Here is a 19805-nt window from a genome sequence, read left to right on the forward strand (position 1 = left end):
CATTGTTTAACTAAGAGGAACCTAAATAGGGTTCATCTTTCGTTTGTTTAATTCGTTGGTAAATTTCTTCTCGGTGAACGGATACTTCTTTAGGCGCTTCAACACCGAGTTTAACTTGGTTTCCACGTACACTCAAAACCGTGATAGAAATATCATCTCCAATAAGTACACTTTCGCCAACTTTACGAGTTAAGATTAACATCTTTTATCTCCTTAGTTTGCATTTATTAGATATCCCTATCAATCAAGGAAGGGTTGGCATCCCACCAACCAGCTTGTACTACAGATTTTTGTTTAACCAGTCTTGTGCCACTTTAATTGCTTGTGCCACATTTTCTGGTTGGGAACCTCCTGCCATTGCCATATCCGGACGACCACCGCCTTTACCCCCGACCTGTTGAGCCATTAAATTAACGAGCTCTCCAGCTTTTACTTTGGTAGTTAAATCGTTTGTTACACCAACGACAAGGTTGACTTTTTCATCTAAGAACGATGCGAATGCGATTACGCCTGAGCCGAGTTGATTTTTTAAATCATCGACCATCACACGTAATGATTTTGTTTCTATGCCGTCTAATTGTTGTGCGATAACAGAAACACCATTAATTTTCACCGCACTTTTTACAAAATCAGAACCAGCCTGCATTGCGGCTTTTTCTTTCAGACCTTGCAATTCTTTTTCCACTTTCTTCGCTTTGTCTTGAAGTTGCTGGATTTTTTCCGCTAAGGTATTTACGTCTGATTTTAATAAGTCCGCGCTTTGGGTTAGAATACGTTGTTGATTATGTAACCACTCAATCGCATTTTCACCTGTTACAGCTTCAATACGACGAACGCCTGCCGCCACTGCACTTTCAGTAATAATTTTAAATAGACCAATATCCCCAGTGCGTTTTGCGTGAATACCACCACAAAGCTCAATTGAGAAATCGCCCATGGTTAATACGCGAACCTTATCACCATATTTCTCGCCAAAGAGCGCCATTGCCCCTTTAGCTTTTGCTGAATCAATGTCCATAATATCCGTTTGAACAGGGAAGTTAGCACGGATTTTTTGGTTTACTAATGTTTCAATTTGAGTTAATTGTTCTTTTGTAATTGCTTCAGGTTGAGCGAAGTCAAAACGCAAGGCTTTATCTGAAACAAGTGATCCTTTTTGCACAACATGCTGACCTAAAACTTGACGTAAGGCTGCGTGCAATAAGTGTGTTGCTGAGTGATTGAGTGATGTGTTGTGGCGACGTTCTGCATCCACAATAGCATTCACCGATTGTCCAACTTTCAAACTTCCTTGCGTTAATTCTCCAATGTGTCCAAATACTTGCCCATATTTTTGGGTATCTTTAACATTAAAGGTCATTCCTTGTGCGCTTAAATATCCGCTATCGCCAATTTGGCCACCTGATTCTGCATAAAACGGCGTATTTTCTAAAATAACGAACGCACTTTGACCCGCTTCGATACTTTCTACTGATTTACCATCATAGAAAAGTGCGGTGATTTTTGCTTGAGATTCGACTTCAGTATAGCCTTCAAACTTAGTTTCACCATCTACGCGAATAACGCTGTTGTAGTCCACACCAAACTGGCTCGCTGCTTGAGCACGAGTACGTTGTGCTTCCATTTCACGGTCAAACGCTTGTTCATCAATAGTGATATTGCGCTCACGACATACATCAGCCGTTAAATCTAATGGGAAACCATAGGTGTCATACAGTTTGAATGCAACTTCACCTGAAAGAACGCCATCTTTCACTTGAGCAAGGGCTTCATCTAATAAGCTCAACCCACGTTCTAGAGTGCGAGCAAATTGTTCTTCTTCTAGACGTAATAGTTTTTCAACATTTACTTGTTTTGCTTTTACGTCTTTGCCTGCTTCTGCCATTACTTCAATTAGAGTTGGCACGAGTTTATAGAAAAAGGCTTCTTTGGCACCTAATAAGTGACCGTGACGAACTGCGCGGCGAATAATACGACGTAATACATAACCACGGCCTTCATTTGATGGAATAACGCCATCTGCGATTAAATATGCACAAGAACGAATATGGTCAGCAATAACACGTAATGATTTATTACTTAAATCTGTTGTGCCTACAACTTCAGCCGTTTTTGCGATTAATGTTTTGAAAATATCAATCTCATAGTTTGAGTTAACATGTTGTAATACAGCAGAAATACGCTCTAATCCCATCCCGGTATCAACCGATGGTCGTGGTAATTTTTCCATTGTGCCATCTGCTAAACGGTTGAACTGCATAAACACAACGTTCCAGATTTCGATATAGCGGTCGCCATCTTCTTCTGGTGAGCCTGGAGGTCCGCCCCAAATATGCTCACCGTGATCGTAGAAAATTTCAGTACAAGGACCGCAAGGACCCGTATCGCCCATTGCCCAGAAGTTGTCTGATGCGTAAGGTGCGCCTTTATTGTCACCAATGCGAATAATGCGTTCAGCAGGAACACCGACTTCTTTATTCCAGATATTGTAGGCTTCGTCATCGGTTTCATACACGGTTACCCATAGTTTTTCTTTAGGTAAACCGAGCCATTGTGGGGAGGTTAAATATTCCCAAGCAAAATTAATCGCATCGTGTTTGAAATAATCACCGAAGCTGAAGTTTCCTAACATTTCAAAGAATGTATGGTGACGTGCGGTATAACCCACGTTTTCTAAATCGTTATGTTTACCGCCTGCGCGTACGCAACGCTGTGCAGTGGTTGCACGAGAATAAGGACGTTTATCCATTCCAAGGAATACATCCTTAAATTGGTTCATCCCAGCATTCGTGAAAAGCAAAGTCGGATCATTTTCCGGCACAAGTGAGCTACTCTCAACTACTTGGTGGCCTTTGCTATGGAAAAAGTCAAGGAATGATTGTCTTATTTCTGCTGTTGTTTTCATTAAAAAGAATCCTTGTTACCCATAATAAAAATAAAAACTAAATCGCTCTATTTTTGCATATTTTTGAAATTTATAAAAAGGCTTTTTGCCAAAACCCCAAAATAAAACCGCACTTCACGACGCTATTTGAGAAGTGCGGTTAAAATTTAAGTTATTTCAGATTATTCAAAAAACAATTTCTTGTTAATTATTCATCTCTAAGCGGAACAACCAACATATCAATTTTAATCGTATTCATTACTTGACGTGTTGAAGACATTAACTTACTCCAAAAGTCTTGGTGATGTCCCGTCACTAATAAATCTACATCATATTGTTCGATAGCATCACTTAGAACTTGTCCTAAATCACCACTGCCACTCAATTTTTCTGAAATTGGATAATCTGCACTTTCAGCTAAATCTAATAAGGCTTTTTGTGTTTCCGTGGAAATTCTGTCTTGCATTGAAGACATATTCACATCAATCAATCCAGTGTAAAGATCCGAAAAGTTCACATCAACGTGGATGATAGAAAGTTTTGCTTCGTGGCGTTTTGCAACCCCAACTGCTTTTTTAAGTAAAACAGGACTCTCTTCAGAAAGATCTACTGCCACTAAAACGTGTTTGTACATAATCGACTCCTTAACTGATTGGTTCGGCTTTTAACTGGCTCTAATGCTAACATTTTGAGCAATAAGAAACTGTGTACTAGATCACAATTTAAACATTTTTATTAAAAATTCATTAAATTTTCAATGTCTGCAATTTCTTTAGGGGCCGCTGCGGTTAGGATTTTATTACCATATTCAGTCATGAGTAAATTGTCCTCAATGCGTACGCCAATACCTTTGTATTGCTCTGGCACATCAGTATCTTCTGAAATATAAATACCAGGCTCAACGGTAATCACCATGCCGATTTCGAGTATCCGTTGTTTATCTTGGCCATAGCTACCTACATCATGCACATCTAACCCTAGCCAGTGCCCTAATCCATGCATATAAAATTGGCGATAAGCTTGTTGTTGAATGAGTGTATCGACATCACCTTTTAATATACCTAAATCGACTAATCCTTGGGTTTTGATACGAATGACTTCATCATTGGCTTGCTTAATGGAATTGCCAGGTATAAGTAATTCAATCGCACGTTTTTGGGCTTTTAAAACTAACTCGTAAATTTCACGTTGAGGCTGACTAAATTTTCCATTTACAGGAAAAGTGCGGGTAATATCGCCCGCATACATGGCAAATTCACAGCCAGCATCAATGAGCACTAAATCCCCATCATTTAATGGGCGATCATTTTCTGTGTAGTGCAAAATACAGGCGTTATTTCCCCCTGCAACAATGGAATTGTAAGAAGGAAACCTGGCACAATGGCGATTAAATTCATGCAATATATCGCTTTCAATTTCATATTCAAAGCGATTTGGACGTGTTGTTTGCATTGCTTTAATATGCCCTAGAGCCGTAATTTGTCCCGCTTGTTGCATTAATCGGATTTCATTAGGCGATTTTATAAGGCGCATTTCGCTGAGCATTGGTCGCCAATCTATAATCTCGCTAAAATTCACCGCACTTTCTGTCACTAATTTATCACCCCAAGTATGAATTTCTGACACATGGTAAAGTGCGGTCAAATTTTTCAGTATTTTTGGCAGTACGGTAGCGAACTCTTCAATAGAATAGGCTTCATTCACATTAAGTTGTTGTGGTGCGCGCTCAACACCTAATCGGCGACCATTCCAAGTTTCAAGTAACGGATCGCGTGGACGGAGAAAAATAATGGTTTTTTCTGCTTGTTCTGTTTTCAGTAATAACAGTGCTGCATTCGGTTCATTAAAGCCTGTTAAATACCAAAAATAGCTATCTTGACGGAAAGGATAGGAACAATCATTATTACGGCGTTTTTCGATTTCAGAAAAAAGCAATAATGCCGAATTAGGTTGCATTTGAGCAAATACTCGTGTGCGGCGTTCCCAAAATTCTTCTTTAGGCAATTCAGCCATATAAGCCAATTCCATCCTAGATCTCCTTAATGTAATACAGGTTTGCTCTCAATTTCTCCTTCGTTGAAATGAGAATAGAACAACATTGCAATGGTGCGAACATATTCAATAATTTCTTCTAGCGCTTCCGCAAGTTCTTCTTCGTTATCGTCTTCATCATAACCAAGTTGGCAAATATCTTGTAGATCATCTACGGCTTCGCCAATTTCGCCTTTTTCTTTTGCTAATTCAGGTTGTGCTAAGCCAAGACCAAGTAAGAACTGGTTTGCCCAGTCAGATAGGCTATCCGCTTGTGTAAAGATATTTTCATCTTCGGTTAAACCAAGTTCAAAGGTAAATCCTTCAACATCTGATAAGGTTTGACTAATTTTTTCATAAAGTTCTGTAACGGGTTGAACTAATGCGGTTGGGTAAGCGTGATTATCATTGCTGAATTGATATAAGAGCGGTAGCCAACTTTGATCTTTTAAGCCACCACAAAGTAAACCGCTTAAAAAACCGTGTAGTTCTGTTACATTAAAGCCGATTCCAGCAGATTTAAGTTGTTGGTTAAGGTCGGAGTGAGAAATGAGCATAATAGATGTCCTGAGTAAATTTGAAATTAGTGTAAACCTTTGTAAATAAAAAAGCGATCGCTTTTCCTTGTGGAAAAACGACCGCACTTTTTATCTGATGATGAGCGAATTACATCATTCCGCCCATGCCACCCATACCGCCCATACCTGCGCCTAGGTCAGCTTTTTCATCTTTTGGAAGCTCGGTTACCATACATTCAGTGGTAATCATTAAGCCTGCTACAGACGCCGCAAATTGCAATGCAGAACGAGTTACTTTAGTTGGATCTAAGATACCCATTTCGATCATATCGCCGTATTGTTCTGTCCCTGCGTTATAACCAAAGTTTCCTTCGCCATTTTTAACCGCACTTGCCACAACTGAAGCTTCTTCACCTGCGTTAGTGACGATTTGACGTAAAGGTGCTTCCATCGCACGTAATGCAAGTTTGATACCCACATTTTGTTCTTCGTTATCACCTTTTAGGCTTGCTGCAACTTTCGCTGCTGCGCGAACTAATGCAACGCCACCACCCGCAACGATACCTTCTTCAACTGCGGCACGAGTTGCGTGTAACGCATCATCCACACGGTCTTTTTTCTCTTTCATTTCAACTTCAGTTGCCGCGCCTACTTTGATTACAGCCACACCGCCAGCTAATTTAGCCACGCGTTCTTGAAGTTTTTCTTTATCGTAGTCAGAAGTTGATTCTTCAATTTGTTGACGAATTTGAGCTACGCGACCTTTGATTTGTGCTTCATCACCAATACCATCAATAATGGTTGTGTTATCTTTATTGATAACAACACGTTTCGCTTGACCTAAATCTTCTAATGTCGCTTTTTCAAGCTCCATACCGATTTCTTCAGAAATCACAGTACCTGCAGTTAAGATCGCAATATCTTGTAACATCGCTTTACGACGATCACCAAAACCTGGCGCTTTCACGGCTGCAACTTTCACGATACCGCGCATAGTGTTCACCACTAAGGTTGCAAGTGCTTCGCCTTCCACATCTTCAGCAATGATTAATAACGGTTTACCTGCTTTCGCAACACCTTCTAACACTGGAAGTAATTCACGGATGTTAGAGATTTTTTTATCAACAAGAAGAAGATATGGATTATCTAATTCAACGGTTGCAGTTTCTGGTTTGTTGATGAAATATGGAGAAAGGTAACCACGGTCGAATTGCATACCTTCAACCACATCTAATTCATCTTCAAGACCCGTACCATCTTCAACAGTAATTACCCCTTCTTTGCCCACTTTTTCCATAGCTTGTGAGATTAATTGACCCACAATGCTGTCAGAGTTTGCAGAAATAGTCCCTACTTGTTCAATTTCTTTTGCTGTTTCACAAGGTTTAGATAAATTTTTAAGCTCAGAAACAACCGCACTTACTGCTTTATCAATACCACGTTTTAAATCCATTGGATTCATGCCTGCCGCTACTGCTTTCAATCCTTCATTTACGATAGCTTGCGCAAGTACAGTTGCAGTGGTTGTACCGTCACCTGCAGCGTCATTTGCTTTAGATGCCACTTCTTTCACCATTTGTGCACCCATGTTCTCGAATTTATCTTCTAATTCGATTTCACGAGCAACAGATACTCCGTCTTTCGTGATAGTTGGTGCGCCAAATGATTTATCTAAAATTACATTACGACCTTTCGGGCCAAGGGTTACTTTTACTGCATCGGCTAATACATTCACGCCTTTAAGCATTTTTACGCGTGCGTCGTTACCAAATTTTACGTCTTTTGCTGCCATTTTCTTTTCCCTTATTTAATTATTCTACAATTGCTAAGATGTCATTTTCAGAAATGATTAATACTTCTTCACCATCGATTTTTTCGCTTTTCACGCCGTAACCGTCGTTGAAAATGACGGTATCGCCAACTTTCACATCTAATGGTTGAACGGTGCCATTTTCCAAAATACGACCCTTACCCACTGCCAATACTTTCGCACGGGTGGATTTAGTCGCTGCTGAGCCAGTTAATACGATACCGCCAGCTGAACGAGTTTCGACTTCTTCACGTTTAATAATTACACGATCGTGTAAAGGACGAATATTCATGATTAATTTCCTTCTTAAGAATTTGTAAGTGCGGTTTTTATATAAGGAGGATTTTTTCGCTTTCAAGGGCTACGAATAAAAAAATTCTGACAAAATGTTTTTCCTATTTGGGTTTTTTACGTAAAATTCGGCGCTCCTTGTGCGATAAATAAATGAAGGAATGAAGATATGCACTTAACATCAAGAGAACAAGAAAAGTGATCTGCCCCCAAAAGTTGGACTCAACAAACCAACAATTGAGGTGCAGATTTTTTATGAGTCAACACTTTTAACCGTTGATGATGTAATCAGGTTGTACCGTGCGAGTGTTAGGGCATAGAGCAGAGCAAATTCAGAATCTGTTTGAGAAAATTGGTGAGCAGTTAAAAGCTGCGTAAGATTGATAGATAACTTATTTTCCCCTAAAAAAACTAATCTGAAAAATGAAAATATCTCTTGAGAGCATTTTTTGAAAATGTGATCTCAGTCAAGTTTTTTCTCCTTAAAATTTCTATAATGGCGTCAAATTAACTAACCAGAAAAGGTGATTCAAATGACTCAATTTAGAAAAGAAGTAGATTTACTCGGCGAACGTGATGTACCAGCAGATGCATACTGGGGTATTCATACATTAAGAGCGGTAGAAAATTTCAATATTTCTAACGTAACCATTTCTGACGTACCAGAATTTGTACGTGGCATGGTAATGGTGAAAAAAGCAACGGCTTTAGCCAATGGTGAATTAGGTGCAATTCCAAGTGATATCGCAAAAGCGATTGTAGCAGCTTGTGATGAAATTCTTACCACTGGAAAATGCTTAGATCAATTCCCATCAGACGTATATCAAGGTGGTGCAGGTACGTCTGTCAATATGAATACCAATGAAGTGGTTGCTAACCTTGCGCTTGAAAAAATTGGCCATAAAAAAGGCGAATATAACGTGATTAACCCAATGGACCACGTTAATGCAAGCCAATCAACCAACGATGCGTATCCTACGGGTTTCCGTATTGCAGTGTATAACAGCATCTTAAAATTGATCGATAAAATTCAATATTTACACGATGGTTTTGATAATAAAGCAAAAGAGTTTGCAAATATCTTAAAAATGGGTCGTACCCAATTGCAAGATGCGGTGCCAATGACTGTTGGTCAAGAATTCAAAGCTTTCGCCGTATTACTTGAAGAAGAAGTGCGTAACTTAAAACGTACAGCAGGTTTATTACTTGAAGTAAACCTTGGTGCAACGGCAATCGGTACTGGTTTAAATACACCACAAGGCTATACAGAATTAGTTGTAAAACATCTTGCTGAAGTGACTGGATTAGCTTGCGTACCAGCAGAAAACTTAATTGAAGCAACATCTGACTGTGGTGCTTATGTCATGGTTCACGGTGCATTAAAACGTACTGCAGTGAAACTTTCTAAAGTATGTAATGACTTGCGTTTACTTTCTTCTGGCCCTCGTGCAGGTTTAAAAGAAATTAATCTTCCTGAATTACAAGCAGGTTCTTCTATTATGCCAGCAAAAGTAAACCCAGTTGTTCCTGAAGTGGTGAACCAAGTATGCTTTAAAGTAATTGGTAACGATACCACTGTGACTTTCGCATCTGAAGCTGGTCAATTACAATTAAACGTAATGGAACCTGTAATTGGTCAAGCAATGTTCGAATCTATTGATATCTTAACGAACGCTTGTGTGAACTTACGCGATAAATGTGTAGACGGTATTACTGTAAACAAAGAAATTTGTGAAAACTACGTATTTAACTCAATCGGTATCGTGACTTACTTAAATCCATTTATCGGTCACCATAATGGCGACTTAGTGGGTAAAATCTGTGCTCAAACCGGTAAAGGTGTACGTGAAGTCGTATTAGAAAAAGGTTTATTAACAGAAGAACAATTAGATGACATTCTTTCTGTAGAAAACTTAATGAATCCAACTTACAAAGCGAAATTAAATAAATAAATCTGAATTATTTATTCAGTTCTTGAATGGAAATAACCGCACTTTGATTACTCAAAAGTGCGGTTATTTTTTTATATTGAATGATGGATTAAAGTTTTGCTGAAAGCATGGTTTCCAATTTTTCTTGGTCAACAGCAAATTTACGAATACCATCTGCTAATTTTTCAACAGCCATAGCATCGCTGTTATGTTGCCAGTAGAACTCAGCTTCTGTTAATGGTTGTGGTTTCGCTTTTACTTCGCCTTTGTATTCTAGTTTGCGTACAAGTGCGGTTGAATTTTCTTGTAATTCTTTCAGTAATGCCGGTGCAATGGTTAAACGATCGCAACCTGCAAGTTCAGTAATTTCACCTACATTACGGAAGCTCGCGCCCATCACAACGGTGTTGTAGCCATATTCTTTGTAGTAATTGTAGATTTTGGTGACAGAAATAACGCCTGGGTCTTCTGCTGGCGCATATTCTTTTTTGTCGGAGTTTGCTTTGTACCAGTCTAAAATACGACCTACAAATGGAGAAATTAAGTAAACGCCTGCTTCTGCACAAGCACGAGCTTGCGCTTCAGAGAATAATAAGGTTAAGTTACAGTTAATGCCTTCTTTTTCAAGGATTTCTGCAGCTCGGATACCTTGCCATGTTGAAGCGATTTTAATCAAAATACGATCATTTGAGATGCCAGCTGCATTATAAAGTGCGATTAGTTTACGCGCTTTTTCAACCGTTGCTTGTGTGTTGTAAGAAAGACGTGCATCCACTTCAGTAGAAATACGTCCTGGAACGATTTTTAAAATTTCTAAACCAATGTTTACTGCTAATTTATCTTCTGCATCAATAAGTTGCTGTGCTTTATCATTGCTTTGAGCTTTTGCATAAGCTACAGCTTCATCAATTAATGGCGCATATTGTGGAAGTGCAGATGCGCTTAGAATTAATGATGGGTTAGTAGTCGCATCTTGTGGTTGATATTTTTTAATCGCGTCGATATCGCCGGTGTCTGCGACCACAACGGTCATTTGACGAAGTGAATCTAATTGAGTTGTCATTTGTATCTCCTATTAGAGTGAAATGGAATGAATAATGTGGGCTACGATAGCATAAATTTAATCTTAAAAGGAAAAATTTTTCGATAGAAAAAATAGGCGCAGGCGTTGATCTGCGCCATTATTTTAAAGATTGAGAGTGTCTTTTATAGTGAGAGTTATTTCATCTAACATGGCATAGCGTTTACGATACATGGAACGTTTTTTACTTGGAATATCATCCAGATTTCTATCCATTTCTAAAGGCAATTCCCAGTAATCTTTTAACTCTCCGCCCGATTCACCAAAAATTGCATCATAGTCTACAGTGTATTGTTTACTTTGGATGAACCGAGATTTATTTTGGTATTTTTGCGGAATACCAAGCAATTTATCGTAGCCTAAGATTTTCGTGAGTGATTTCATGGTTTCAACCATTAAATAGGCTGGGCGTAAACCGTGGCATGATTTGGTTAGTTGTTTCACCATTTCCTTTGAGCCTTCAAAATTTGGCCCTTGTACAACAGCAATAAGCAACGCATCGCCCAATTTGGCAAAGGTAAGCAAATAGACTAATTCATTTCTTGGTTTATGCCATAGCTCCAATACCCAATATCCTTCCATCGGTTGATGGGTTGTCATGCTTAATGTCATTTCAAAATCAGGAATGACTTCGCCAAAACTTAATGGCTTTTCCCATAACGGCGTAGAAAGTGCGGTAAGTTTTTTGGGTAAAAATAAAAGGTTATCACAAACAGCATCAAAGCGTTGTGAAGCGTTGAAACGTTTATCGAGAAAACGACAAGCAATGGGATAACTATAATCCAAGTGCGTATTAAAAATATCGACGAGAAAAGGATGTTGATTGATAAATTGTTCAAAGCGACGAATTGAACCACGATTTAAAAAGCTACGTAAGTTATAACGCCAATGTTTTGGTGCATCAAAACGCCCTGGTCGATATGGATAAAGATCCTTAGATTGAGGCCATTGGTAAGTTGTTTTTGTTGTCATCTGGAGTGCCATTAGTTGATTATAATTTCGGAGAGAATTTTGACATAATTTCAGGAAATTTTCCATTTATGCTATTCTAAACACAATTTTTAAAAGGAATCCTTATGTCTGAAATTAAACTTAATTATCATAAAACTCACTTTTTAACGAGTGCGCCGAATATTCGTTCCATTCCTGAAGATACTGGCATTGAAATTGCCTTTGCGGGTCGTTCAAATGCAGGAAAATCAACTGCACTTAATGCATTAACCAATCAAAAAAACTTGGCTCGCACCTCAAAAACGCCGGGACGCACGCAACTCATTAACTTATTTGAAGTAGAACCAAATTGTAAATTGGTAGATTTACCGGGCTATGGTTATGCTGCCGTGCCAGAGCAGATGAAAATTCAATGGCAAAAATCATTAGGCGAATATTTACAAAAACGCGAATGTTTGGCAGGGTTAGTTGTGTTGATGGATATTCGCCATCCACTTAAAGATCTTGACCAACAAATGATTGAATGGGCGGTTTCAGCAGATTTACCAGTACTTTTATTGCTTACTAAAGCCGATAAATTGAGCCAAAGCGCACGTAGTAAACAAGTAAAAATGGTGCGTGAAGCAATTCTTCCCTTTCAAGGCGATATACAAGTAGAAGCCTTTTCTGCACAAAATAAAATTGGTATTGATAAACTTGCGGCGAAATTAGATTTTTGGTTTTCGCCACTTTTTGCGGAATAAAATATGAATTTTGCGATCTAGATCGCAAAAAAAGCACATGATGAATGATTTCATTATGTGCTTTTTTTATAGTGCAAAAACTGTCTTCATTTTTACCGCACTTTAAGGATTATCATGTCTCTTGCTATTGTTTACAGCCGTGCTTCTATGGGTGTGCAAGCACCGCTTGTCACTATTGAGGTGCATTTAAGCAACGGAAAACCCGGATTTACACTTGTTGGTTTACCCGAAAAAACGGTGAAAGAGGCACAAGATCGGGTGCGTAGTGCGTTGATGAATGCACAATTTAAATACCCAGCCAAACGCATTACCGTGAATCTCGCACCAGCAGATTTACCGAAAGAAGGCGGACGATTTGATTTGCCTATTGCCATCGGGATTTTAGCAGCATCGGATCAGCTTGATGCGAGCCGCTTAAAGCAATTTGAATTTGTGGCAGAACTTGCACTGACGGGACAATTACGTGGCGTACACGGCGTAATTCCCGCTATTCTTGCAGCACAAAAGTCAAAGCGAGAATTAATTATCGCAAGGCAAAATGCCAATGAAGCCTCGCTAGTGTCTGATCAAAATACTTATTTTGCACAAACACTTTTAGACGTAGTGCAATTTCTCAATGGTCAAGAAAAATTACCTCTTGCCACTGAAATTGTGAAAGAAAGTGCGGTAAATTTTTCGGGTAAAAATACATTAGATTTAACGGATATTATTGGACAACAGCATGCTAAACGAGCATTGACCATTGCCGCAGCAGGGCAGCATAATTTACTCTTTCTTGGCCCTCCGGGTACAGGGAAAACCATGTTAGCTAGCCGATTAACAGGGCTTTTACCTGAAATGACAGATTTAGAAGCGATTGAAACGGCATCTGTAACGAGTTTAGTACAAAACGAGTTAAATTTTCATAATTGGAAACAACGTCCTTTTCGCGCCCCACACCATAGTGCATCAATGCCAGCTTTAGTTGGTGGTGGGACGATCCCTAAACCTGGTGAAATATCCTTAGCAACAAATGGCGTACTTTTTCTTGATGAACTTCCAGAGTTTGAGCGAAAAGTATTGGATGCACTACGTCAGCCTTTGGAAAGTGGTGAGATTATTATTTCTCGTGCTAATGCAAAAATTCAATTTCCAGCTCGTTTTCAATTGGTGGCAGCGATGAATCCAAGCCCCACAGGTCATTATACTGGAACACATAACCGCACTTCGCCGCAACAAATTATGCGTTATTTAAATCGACTTTCAGGACCCTTTTTAGATCGATTTGACTTGTCTATTGAAGTGCCTTTATTGCCACAAGGTAGCTTACAAAATACGGGCGATCGTGGCGAAACCAGCGCGCAAGTTCGTAAAAAAGTGTTAAAAGTGCGAGAGATTCAAATGGAAAGAGCGGGGAAAATTAACGCTTATTTGAACAGTAAAGAGATTGAGCGTGATTGCAAGTTAAACGATAAAGATGCCTTTTTCCTTGAAAAAGCACTGAATAAACTTGGGCTTTCTGTTCGGGCTTATCATCGTATTTTGAAAGTATCTCGAACCATTGCCGATCTACAAGAAGAACAACAAATTTCTCAACCGCACTTAGCGGAGGCCTTGGGCTATCGAGCAATGGATCGTTTGTTGCAGAAATTGTCGAATATGTAAAAACGCGTGGAAAGAATACCACGCGTGAAAGGATTAGTAGGTGCTTTGGATGTCTTGTGTACCGCTAATAATTGCAATGCCTGCACTTGCACCAATGCGAGTTGCACCTGCTTTAATCATTGCAAGTGCCGTTTCAGTATCACGCACGCCGCCTGATGCTTTAACACCAATATTGCCGACCGTTTGTTTCATCAATGCAACATCTTCTACAGTTGCACCACCTTTATTGAAGCCTGTTGATGTTTTAACAAAAGCCACACCGATTTCTTTACAAATTTCGCAAGCTTTCACTATTTCATCTTTAGTGAGCAAACAAGTTTCTAAAATCACTTTTAATGGTGTGCCATTACAAGCATTAAACACCGCTTGAATATCTTGTTTTACTGCATTCCATTTTTGCGATTTTATCCAACCTACGTTGATTACCATATCAATTTCATCTGCACCTGCTTTAATGGATTCTTGTGTTTCAAATGTTTTTACAGAGGTTAAATTCGCCCCCAAAGGGAAGCCAACTACGGTACAAATTTTTACATTTGAGCCAGCAAGTTTTTCTTTAGCGAGTGGAATATAACCAGAATTGATACATACAGAATAAAATCCGTGTTCAATCGCTTCATTACAGAGTGTCAAAATATCTTGTTCATTTTTTTCTGCAGTCAGTGCAGTGTGATCGATATATTGAGCAAGTTGATTCGGTGTCATAATTTTCCTCCTTTATTTATGTTTTACCTATTGTAGCAAAATCCCTTGTTTTTGACTGTACTTTTATGCTTGATTACAATCATCTCAATTCGATAAGGAATAAAGAAAATGAAGATTAAAAAACTACTTAAGAATGGATTATCCCTCTTTTTAACTTTTATTGTGATGAGTAGCATACTGGATTTTGTTCGCCGTCCTGTGGTGCCAGAGGAAATAAATAAAATCACGTTACAAGATCTTCAAGGGAATACGTTCTCTCTTGAAAGTCTTGACCAAAATAAAGCGACGTTGCTTTATTTTTGGGGAACTTGGTGTGGTTATTGTCGCTATACTTCGCCAGCAATTAATTCTTTAGCAAAAGAAGGTTATCAAGTTGTATCGGTGGCGTTACGCTCAGGCAATGAGGCGGACGTAAATGATTATTTAAGTAAAAATGACTACCACTTCACTACAGTGAATGACCCGAAAGGCGAGCTTGCACAACAATGGCAAATTAATGTGACGCCCACAATTGTGTTGTTGAGTAAAGGCAAAATGGATCTTGTTACGACGGGTTTAACGAGTTATTGGGGGTTAAAAGTGCGGTTGTTTTTCGCAGAGTTTTTTGGCTAAGCGGTAGAAAATCTATTACAATACGCAAACTTATTTTAAAGAGGACAGAATTATGATTATCGTAACAGGTGGCGCAGGTTTTATTGGCAGCAATATTGTCAAAGCATTAAATGATTTAGGGCGTAAAGATATTTTAGTGGTCGATAACTTAAAAGATGGCACAAAATTTGCCAATTTAGTTGATTTAGACATTGCAGATTATTGTGATAAAGAAGATTTCATTGCTTCCATTATTGCGGGCGACGAATTTGGCGATATTGATGCGGTATTCCACGAGGGAGCATGTTCTGCGACTACGGAATGGGATGGTAAATACATTATGCACAACAACTACGAATATTCTAAAGAGTTGTTGCATTATTGCCTTGACCGCGAAATCCCTTTCTTTTATGCCTCAAGCGCAGCAACTTATGGTGATACCAAAGTATTCCGTGAAGAACGTGAATTCGAAGGCCCATTAAATGTTTATGGCTATTCTAAATTCTTGTTCGATCAATATGTGCGTAACATTTTGCCAGAAGCGAAATCGCCAGTATGTGGTTTCCGCTATTTCAATGTTTACGGGCCGCGTGAAAATCATAAAGGTTCTATGGCGAGTGTGGCATTCCACTTGAATAACCAAATCTTAAAAGGCGAAAATCCAAAATTATTTGCGGGTAGCGAACACTTCCGCCGTGATTTTGTTTATGTAGGCGATGTGGCTGCAGTGAATATTTGGTGTTGGCAAAATGGTATTTCAGGTATTTACAATCTTGGTACAGGGAATGCAGAAAGTTTCCGTGCGGTGGCTGATGCAGTAGTGAAATTCCACGGAAAAGGCGAGATTGAAACCATTCCATTCCCAGAGCATTTGAAATCTCGTTATCAAGAATATACGCAAGCTGATTTAACTAAACTTCGTTCAACAGGCTACGATAAACCATTCAAAACAGTCGCGGAAGGCGTGACTGAATATATGGCATGGTTGAATAGAAAATAAACCGTAGGTTTGCCTACTTCCAATCAACAAAGTGCGGTTAAAAATCTCGGTATTTTTAACCGCACTTTTATCTGAAAGACAGAAAATGAATATTCTAATTATTGGCCCGTCTTGGGTCGGCGATATGATGATGTCGCACAGTTTGTATCAACAACTCAAACTGCAATATCCCCATTGCCAAATTGATGTGATGGCACCCAATTGGTGTAAGCCGCTTTTAGCCCGTATGCCAGAAGTGCGTAAGGCGATTGAAATGCCATTAGGGCACGGAGCCTTTGAATTGGGAACGCGTTATCGTTTAGGAAAGTCTTTGCGTGAACAATATGACATGGCGATTATTTTGCCTAATTCATTGAAATCTGCGTTTGTTCCTTTCTTCGCAAAAATTGCTCATCGTCGTGGTTGGAAAGGCGAAAGCCGTTATATTTTATTGAATGATTTACGAGCTAATAAAAAAGATTATCCAATGATGGTGCAGCGTTATGTTGCATTAGCTTTTGAAAAAGATGCTGTACCAAAAGCTGATGATATTCCTATCTTGAACCCCTATTTGACGGTTGAGCCAGCGCAACAAGCTGAAACCTTAAAAAAATTTGAAAAACAAACCGCACTTTTAGGCGAGCGTCCAATTATTGGTTTTTGTCCTGGCGCAGAATTTGGCCCTGCAAAACGTTGGCCACATTATCATTATGCTAAATTGGCCGAAATGCTCATTGAAAAAGGCTATGCGGTAGAATTATTTGGTTCACCAAAAGATGTGGAAGCAGGAGAGCAAATTCGCAATGCATTACCAGCCGAGCTACAATCATTTTGTTTAAATTTAGCGGGGCAAACTAATCTGAATCAGGCGGTGGATTTAATTGCTCACTGCACGGCGATCGTGAGTAACGACAGTGGTTTAATGCACATTGCCGCTGCTACTGATCGTCCGTTAGTGGCGCTTTACGGCCCAACCAGCCCAACGTACACACCTCCACTATCCGATAAAGCAGAAATCATCCGTTTAATTGAAGGCGATTTGATTAAAGTGCGTAAAAGCACCGACAGCGCTGAAGGATATCATCAAAGTTTGATCGATATTACGCCGGAAAAAGTATTGGAAAAATTGACCGCACTTTTAAGTGCTAACAAAAAAGGAATATAAAATGGAAATTACATATCAACCTGTATTAGATAAAAGTTATTCTAAAGTAGCTAGGAAAGTAAGTCGTGATATTTATAAACATAATAAATTTCGTAAGATAATGCATATTGGTGATTTCCTATTGTATTTATTATTTCTGATTCCAAGCTGTTTTATTGCCTTTGTAATGATGGATTGGTCTGAATATTTTTATGATTATTATGAAAATATTTTGGCTTATTATGTGGGATATATATTACTTGTCATTTCTCTATTAGCATTTATATACGCAGTTTTAATTCGACCTTATTTAAATAATCGAGCAATTCAAAGCCAAGTACTTAATAGAATAGAGCAAGAAAAGAGAACCGTACGTATTCAAGATGATGGTTTATATTCTGAAATAGCGCTCTGCCAAACTTTATATAATTATCGGTACATTCATCATATCGAAAATCATTATGGTTACTTAATGATTCGAGTTGATACAGGCTTGTTTTTCTTAATTCCTCATTCAGCCTTTCAAGATGATGCTCATCGAGCAGCATTTGAAGCCGCTTTACGAGAAAAAATAAAAGCTTACCAAGCAGAGCCTTTAAGTAAATAGAAAAGGCGTAACTGGATATGTTAATGATATGAACCCTCTACGCATACATTTACAATTAATTGGAATGGTGATTTTATGGGGTGCTTCTTGGCCTTGGGGGCGAGTGGTTGCCCAAGCCATGCCGACATTTGTGGCTTCAAGTTTACGATTTTTGTTCGCGATTGTTCCATTGTTGATTTGGTTGTATGTGGCTAATCGCTTTATTTATGTGAGAAAGCTTCGTCCTAACCAATGGTTTGGATTATTATTAACGGCTTTGCTTGGGATCTTTGGTTATTCGACTTTCTTTATTTGGGGTTTGAAATATGTTCCAGCAGGGCAAGGAACGATGGTCGTTGCCTCTAATCCTGTCTTTACGATGTTTTTTGCTATTTTATTATTTAAAGAAAAATGGAATCGCTGGGTTGTATTAGGGATGATTATTGCCATTAGCGGTTCTTTGTTAGCCATGACAAAAGGGAATCCAACTAACCTCTTACAAAATTTTGGATTCGGTCAAATGTTATTGCTTTGTGCTTTAGTTTGCTGGGTTGCTTATACTTTATTGGCTCGTAAGGTATTAATCGGAATTGATTCTCTCACCGCTACCACGATTTCTTCTACTTTTGGTTTTTTCATGCTGACGTTGGCAGCATTATGGACGGAAAGTGCGGAAGATTGGGCAACCGTATTTCAATTAAATGGATCGCAATGGTTTAGTTTACTTGGTCTTGCATTTGGTGCAACAGTATTAGCCTATGCGTGGTATTTTGATGGTGTGAAACACTTAGGGGCAGGCAATGCCTCGGCTTATATTATCCTTGTGCCAATTTTAGGGATTTTATTTTCAGCCGTTTGGTTGAATGAACAGGTAGATTCCTCCTTAATTATTGGGGGTATTTTAGCCGTATCAGGGCTTGGAATTATGCACTGGGGAAGAAGGTTAATTAAATGAAAGTATGTGTGATTAAGACTTCCTCTATGGGCGATGTGATTCATACTTTGCCGGCATTGACTGATGCACAGCGTGCTATTCCTAATTTATCTATTGATTGGGTGGTGGAAGAGAATTTTGCCGAAATCCCACGTTGGCATTCTGCAGTGAATCAAATCATTCCAATTGCCTTAAGACGCTGGCGAAAATCACCTTTTTCAGCTCAAACAAAAAACGAATGGAAATCTTACCGCACTTTATTACAAGCCAATCAATATGATGCTGTGATTGATGCGCAAGGGCTTTTTAAGAGCGTTTTTTTTGCGACACCTTAGCCAATGGCATTAAGCATGGCATGATCGCAAGAGTATCCGTGAGCCGATAGCTTCATTTTTCTACGATAAAAAATATGCCATTTCTTATCAACAGCATGCGGTGGAACGAATTCGTCAGCTTTTTGCTCAAAGTTTAGGTTATGAATTACCTCAGGTTCAGGGTGACTATGGTATTGCTCGCCATTTTCTTCATCAAACTTCAGAAAAAAACTATGTGGTATTCATTCATTCTACAACTCGGGCAGATAAGCATTGGGAAGAATTAGAATGGCAAAAATTGATTGAAAAAATTACCGCACTTTCTGATTACGAAATTCGCTTGCCGTGGGGGAATGAACAAGAAAAAGAGCGAGCAGAGCGTTTGTCTCAAGTTCATTCTAAAGTGATTGTATTGCCAAAATTAACTTTAACGGAGCTTGCAAAACAGCTTGCAAATGCAAAGGCTGTTGTATCAGTGGATACAGGTCATTTAACAGCTGCTTTGGATAAGCCCAATATTACGCTTTATGGCGCAACGGATCCTAAATTGATTGGCTGTTATGGTAAAAATCAGCATTACTTATCGGCAAGTTCAATGAAAGAGATTTCAGCTGAACAAGTGTTATCACAATTGTTCCCTTTTATTTCATAAAAAATGCTCGCATTTG

The 19805-nt window shown here is 38.9% G+C and carries 18 protein-coding genes and 2 pseudogenes; 10 read left to right on the forward strand and 10 right to left on the reverse strand.

Going from position 1 to position 19805, the window contains the following annotated elements:
- Positions 1 to 10: 10 nt before the first annotated feature.
- From csrA to GG9_RS00475, 7 genes are all read right to left on the reverse strand, one after another.
- Entirely contained in the window at positions 11 to 202 is a 192-nt protein-coding gene (gene csrA / locus GG9_RS00505) for a carbon storage regulator CsrA (RefSeq protein ID WP_005632782.1), read from the reverse strand.
- A gap of 78 nt (positions 203 to 280) precedes the next feature.
- A complete protein-coding gene (alaS, locus tag GG9_RS00500) occupies positions 281 to 2905 on the reverse strand; it encodes an alanine--tRNA ligase (protein WP_005632784.1) in 2625 nt (874 codons plus the stop codon).
- A gap of 187 nt (positions 2906 to 3092) precedes the next feature.
- Positions 3093 to 3518 carry a universal stress protein UspA gene (gene uspA / locus GG9_RS00495; protein ID WP_005629483.1) on the reverse strand — a complete coding sequence of 142 codons (426 nt, stop codon included), beginning with the start codon at positions 3516 to 3518 and terminating at the stop codon, positions 3093 to 3095.
- Positions 3519 to 3619: 101 nt separating this feature from the next.
- Complete coding sequence (gene pepP / locus GG9_RS00490) at positions 3620 to 4912, reverse strand: Xaa-Pro aminopeptidase (protein ID WP_005632786.1); 1293 nt, start codon at positions 4910 to 4912, stop codon at positions 3620 to 3622.
- An 11-nt stretch (positions 4913 to 4923) separates the two neighbouring features.
- A complete protein-coding gene (locus GG9_RS00485) occupies positions 4924 to 5472 on the reverse strand; it encodes a YecA/YgfB family protein (RefSeq protein ID WP_005632788.1) in 549 nt (182 codons plus the stop codon).
- A 109-nt stretch (positions 5473 to 5581) separates the two neighbouring features.
- Positions 5582 to 7225 carry a chaperonin GroEL gene (groL, locus tag GG9_RS00480; RefSeq protein ID WP_005632790.1) on the reverse strand — a complete coding sequence of 548 codons (1644 nt, stop codon included), beginning with the start codon at positions 7223 to 7225 and terminating at the stop codon, positions 5582 to 5584.
- 19 nt (positions 7226 to 7244) lie between these two features.
- Positions 7245 to 7535 carry a co-chaperone GroES gene (locus tag GG9_RS00475; protein WP_005629492.1) on the reverse strand — a complete coding sequence of 97 codons (291 nt, stop codon included), beginning with the start codon at positions 7533 to 7535 and terminating at the stop codon, positions 7245 to 7247.
- A 290-nt stretch (positions 7536 to 7825) separates the two neighbouring features.
- Between GG9_RS00475 and GG9_RS09790 the strand changes: the two are divergent.
- A pseudogene (locus tag GG9_RS09790) lies at positions 7826 to 7912 on the forward strand (urease accessory protein UreD); the annotation flags it as partial.
- A 155-nt stretch (positions 7913 to 8067) separates the two neighbouring features.
- Positions 8068 to 9486 carry an aspartate ammonia-lyase gene (gene aspA, locus GG9_RS00470; protein WP_005632791.1) on the forward strand — a complete coding sequence of 473 codons (1419 nt, stop codon included), beginning with the start codon at positions 8068 to 8070 and terminating at the stop codon, positions 9484 to 9486.
- Positions 9487 to 9574: 88 nt separating this feature from the next.
- Here the strand turns inward: aspA and tal are convergent, their stop codons facing one another.
- Both tal and GG9_RS00460 read right to left on the reverse strand, forming a co-directional pair.
- The gene (tal, locus tag GG9_RS00465) at positions 9575 to 10528 is read right to left on the reverse strand and encodes a transaldolase (RefSeq protein WP_005626807.1); all 954 of its coding nucleotides are present in this window, start codon (positions 10526 to 10528) and stop codon (positions 9575 to 9577) included.
- A 123-nt stretch (positions 10529 to 10651) separates the two neighbouring features.
- Positions 10652 to 11518 carry a VirK/YbjX family protein gene (locus GG9_RS00460; RefSeq protein ID WP_032825189.1) on the reverse strand — a complete coding sequence of 289 codons (867 nt, stop codon included), beginning with the start codon at positions 11516 to 11518 and terminating at the stop codon, positions 10652 to 10654.
- Between the two features lie 104 nt (positions 11519 to 11622).
- On the opposite strand from GG9_RS00460, the gene yihA reads away from it, so the two are divergent.
- The gene (gene yihA, locus GG9_RS00455; RefSeq protein ID WP_005632793.1) at positions 11623 to 12240 is read left to right on the forward strand and encodes a ribosome biogenesis GTP-binding protein YihA/YsxC; all 618 of its coding nucleotides are present in this window, start codon (positions 11623 to 11625) and stop codon (positions 12238 to 12240) included.
- Positions 12241 to 12354: 114 nt separating this feature from the next.
- Complete coding sequence (locus tag GG9_RS00450; RefSeq protein WP_005632794.1) at positions 12355 to 13884, forward strand: YifB family Mg chelatase-like AAA ATPase; 1530 nt, start codon at positions 12355 to 12357, stop codon at positions 13882 to 13884.
- Between the two features lie 33 nt (positions 13885 to 13917).
- Here the strand turns inward: GG9_RS00450 and deoC are convergent, their stop codons facing one another.
- On the reverse strand, positions 13918 to 14589 hold the full coding sequence (gene deoC / locus GG9_RS00445) for a deoxyribose-phosphate aldolase (protein WP_005632795.1): 672 nt from the start codon (positions 14587 to 14589) through the stop codon (positions 13918 to 13920).
- A gap of 108 nt (positions 14590 to 14697) precedes the next feature.
- Here deoC and GG9_RS00440 point away from each other — a divergent pair, with 108 nt between their 5' ends.
- The 6 genes and pseudogenes from GG9_RS00440 (at position 14698) to rfaC (ending at position 19789) form a co-directional block, all read left to right on the forward strand.
- Complete coding sequence (locus GG9_RS00440) at positions 14698 to 15201, forward strand: protein disulfide oxidoreductase (protein WP_005632796.1); 504 nt, start codon at positions 14698 to 14700, stop codon at positions 15199 to 15201.
- Positions 15202 to 15253: 52 nt separating this feature from the next.
- Positions 15254 to 16180: an ADP-glyceromanno-heptose 6-epimerase gene (gene rfaD, locus GG9_RS00435; RefSeq protein WP_005632797.1), complete on the forward strand. Its 927-nt coding sequence runs from the start codon at positions 15254 to 15256 to the stop codon at positions 16178 to 16180.
- Positions 16181 to 16265: 85 nt separating this feature from the next.
- The gene (gene waaF / locus GG9_RS00430) at positions 16266 to 17324 is read left to right on the forward strand and encodes a lipopolysaccharide heptosyltransferase II (RefSeq protein ID WP_032825191.1); all 1059 of its coding nucleotides are present in this window, start codon (positions 16266 to 16268) and stop codon (positions 17322 to 17324) included.
- 1 nt (position 17325) lies between these two features.
- On the forward strand, positions 17326 to 17910 hold the full coding sequence (locus GG9_RS00425) for a hypothetical protein (protein WP_032825192.1): 585 nt from the start codon (positions 17326 to 17328) through the stop codon (positions 17908 to 17910).
- A gap of 28 nt (positions 17911 to 17938) precedes the next feature.
- Complete coding sequence (locus GG9_RS00420) at positions 17939 to 18844, forward strand: DMT family transporter (RefSeq protein WP_005632801.1); 906 nt, start codon at positions 17939 to 17941, stop codon at positions 18842 to 18844.
- Positions 18841 to 19789, forward strand: a pseudogene (gene rfaC / locus GG9_RS0109000) (lipopolysaccharide heptosyltransferase RfaC). Before GG9_RS00420 ends, rfaC begins: the two are co-directional and overlap by 4 nt.
- Positions 19790 to 19805: the final 16 nt, after the last annotated feature.

Source organism: Haemophilus haemolyticus M19501 (assembly GCF_000222025.1).
Classification (GTDB): Bacteria; Pseudomonadota; Gammaproteobacteria; order Enterobacterales; family Pasteurellaceae; genus Haemophilus; species Haemophilus haemolyticus_G.

What these genes read in the sequence shown, in the direction of transcription:
- csrA (WP_005632782.1), bottom strand. Translation starts at nt 202, where the DNA reads ATGTTAATCTTAACTCGTAAAGTTGGCGAAAGTGTACTTATTGGAGAT.
- alaS (WP_005632784.1), bottom strand. Translation starts at nt 2,905, where the DNA reads ATGAAAACAACAGCAGAAATAAGACAATCATTCCTTGACTTTTTCCAT.
- uspA (WP_005629483.1), bottom strand. Translation starts at nt 3,518, where the DNA reads ATGTACAAACACGTTTTAGTGGCAGTAGATCTTTCTGAAGAGAGTCCT.
- pepP (WP_005632786.1), bottom strand. Translation starts at nt 4,912, where the DNA reads ATGGAATTGGCTTATATGGCTGAATTGCCTAAAGAAGAATTTTGGGAA.
- GG9_RS00485 (WP_005632788.1), bottom strand. Translation starts at nt 5,472, where the DNA reads ATGCTCATTTCTCACTCCGACCTTAACCAACAACTTAAATCTGCTGGA.
- groL (WP_005632790.1), bottom strand. Translation starts at nt 7,225, where the DNA reads ATGGCAGCAAAAGACGTAAAATTTGGTAACGACGCACGCGTAAAAATG.
- GG9_RS00475 (WP_005629492.1), bottom strand. Translation starts at nt 7,535, where the DNA reads ATGAATATTCGTCCTTTACACGATCGTGTAATTATTAAACGTGAAGAA.
- aspA (WP_005632791.1), top strand. Translation starts at nt 8,068, where the DNA reads ATGACTCAATTTAGAAAAGAAGTAGATTTACTCGGCGAACGTGATGTA.
- tal (WP_005626807.1), bottom strand. Translation starts at nt 10,528, where the DNA reads ATGACAACTCAATTAGATTCACTTCGTCAAATGACCGTTGTGGTCGCA.
- GG9_RS00460 (WP_032825189.1), bottom strand. Translation starts at nt 11,518, where the DNA reads ATGACAACAAAAACAACTTACCAATGGCCTCAATCTAAGGATCTTTAT.
- yihA (WP_005632793.1), top strand. Translation starts at nt 11,623, where the DNA reads ATGTCTGAAATTAAACTTAATTATCATAAAACTCACTTTTTAACGAGT.
- GG9_RS00450 (WP_005632794.1), top strand. Translation starts at nt 12,355, where the DNA reads ATGTCTCTTGCTATTGTTTACAGCCGTGCTTCTATGGGTGTGCAAGCA.
- deoC (WP_005632795.1), bottom strand. Translation starts at nt 14,589, where the DNA reads ATGACACCGAATCAACTTGCTCAATATATCGATCACACTGCACTGACT.
- GG9_RS00440 (WP_005632796.1), top strand. Translation starts at nt 14,698, where the DNA reads ATGAAGATTAAAAAACTACTTAAGAATGGATTATCCCTCTTTTTAACT.
- rfaD (WP_005632797.1), top strand. Translation starts at nt 15,254, where the DNA reads ATGATTATCGTAACAGGTGGCGCAGGTTTTATTGGCAGCAATATTGTC.
- waaF (WP_032825191.1), top strand. Translation starts at nt 16,266, where the DNA reads ATGAATATTCTAATTATTGGCCCGTCTTGGGTCGGCGATATGATGATG.
- GG9_RS00425 (WP_032825192.1), top strand. Translation starts at nt 17,326, where the DNA reads ATGGAAATTACATATCAACCTGTATTAGATAAAAGTTATTCTAAAGTA.
- GG9_RS00420 (WP_005632801.1), top strand. Translation starts at nt 17,939, where the DNA reads ATGAACCCTCTACGCATACATTTACAATTAATTGGAATGGTGATTTTA.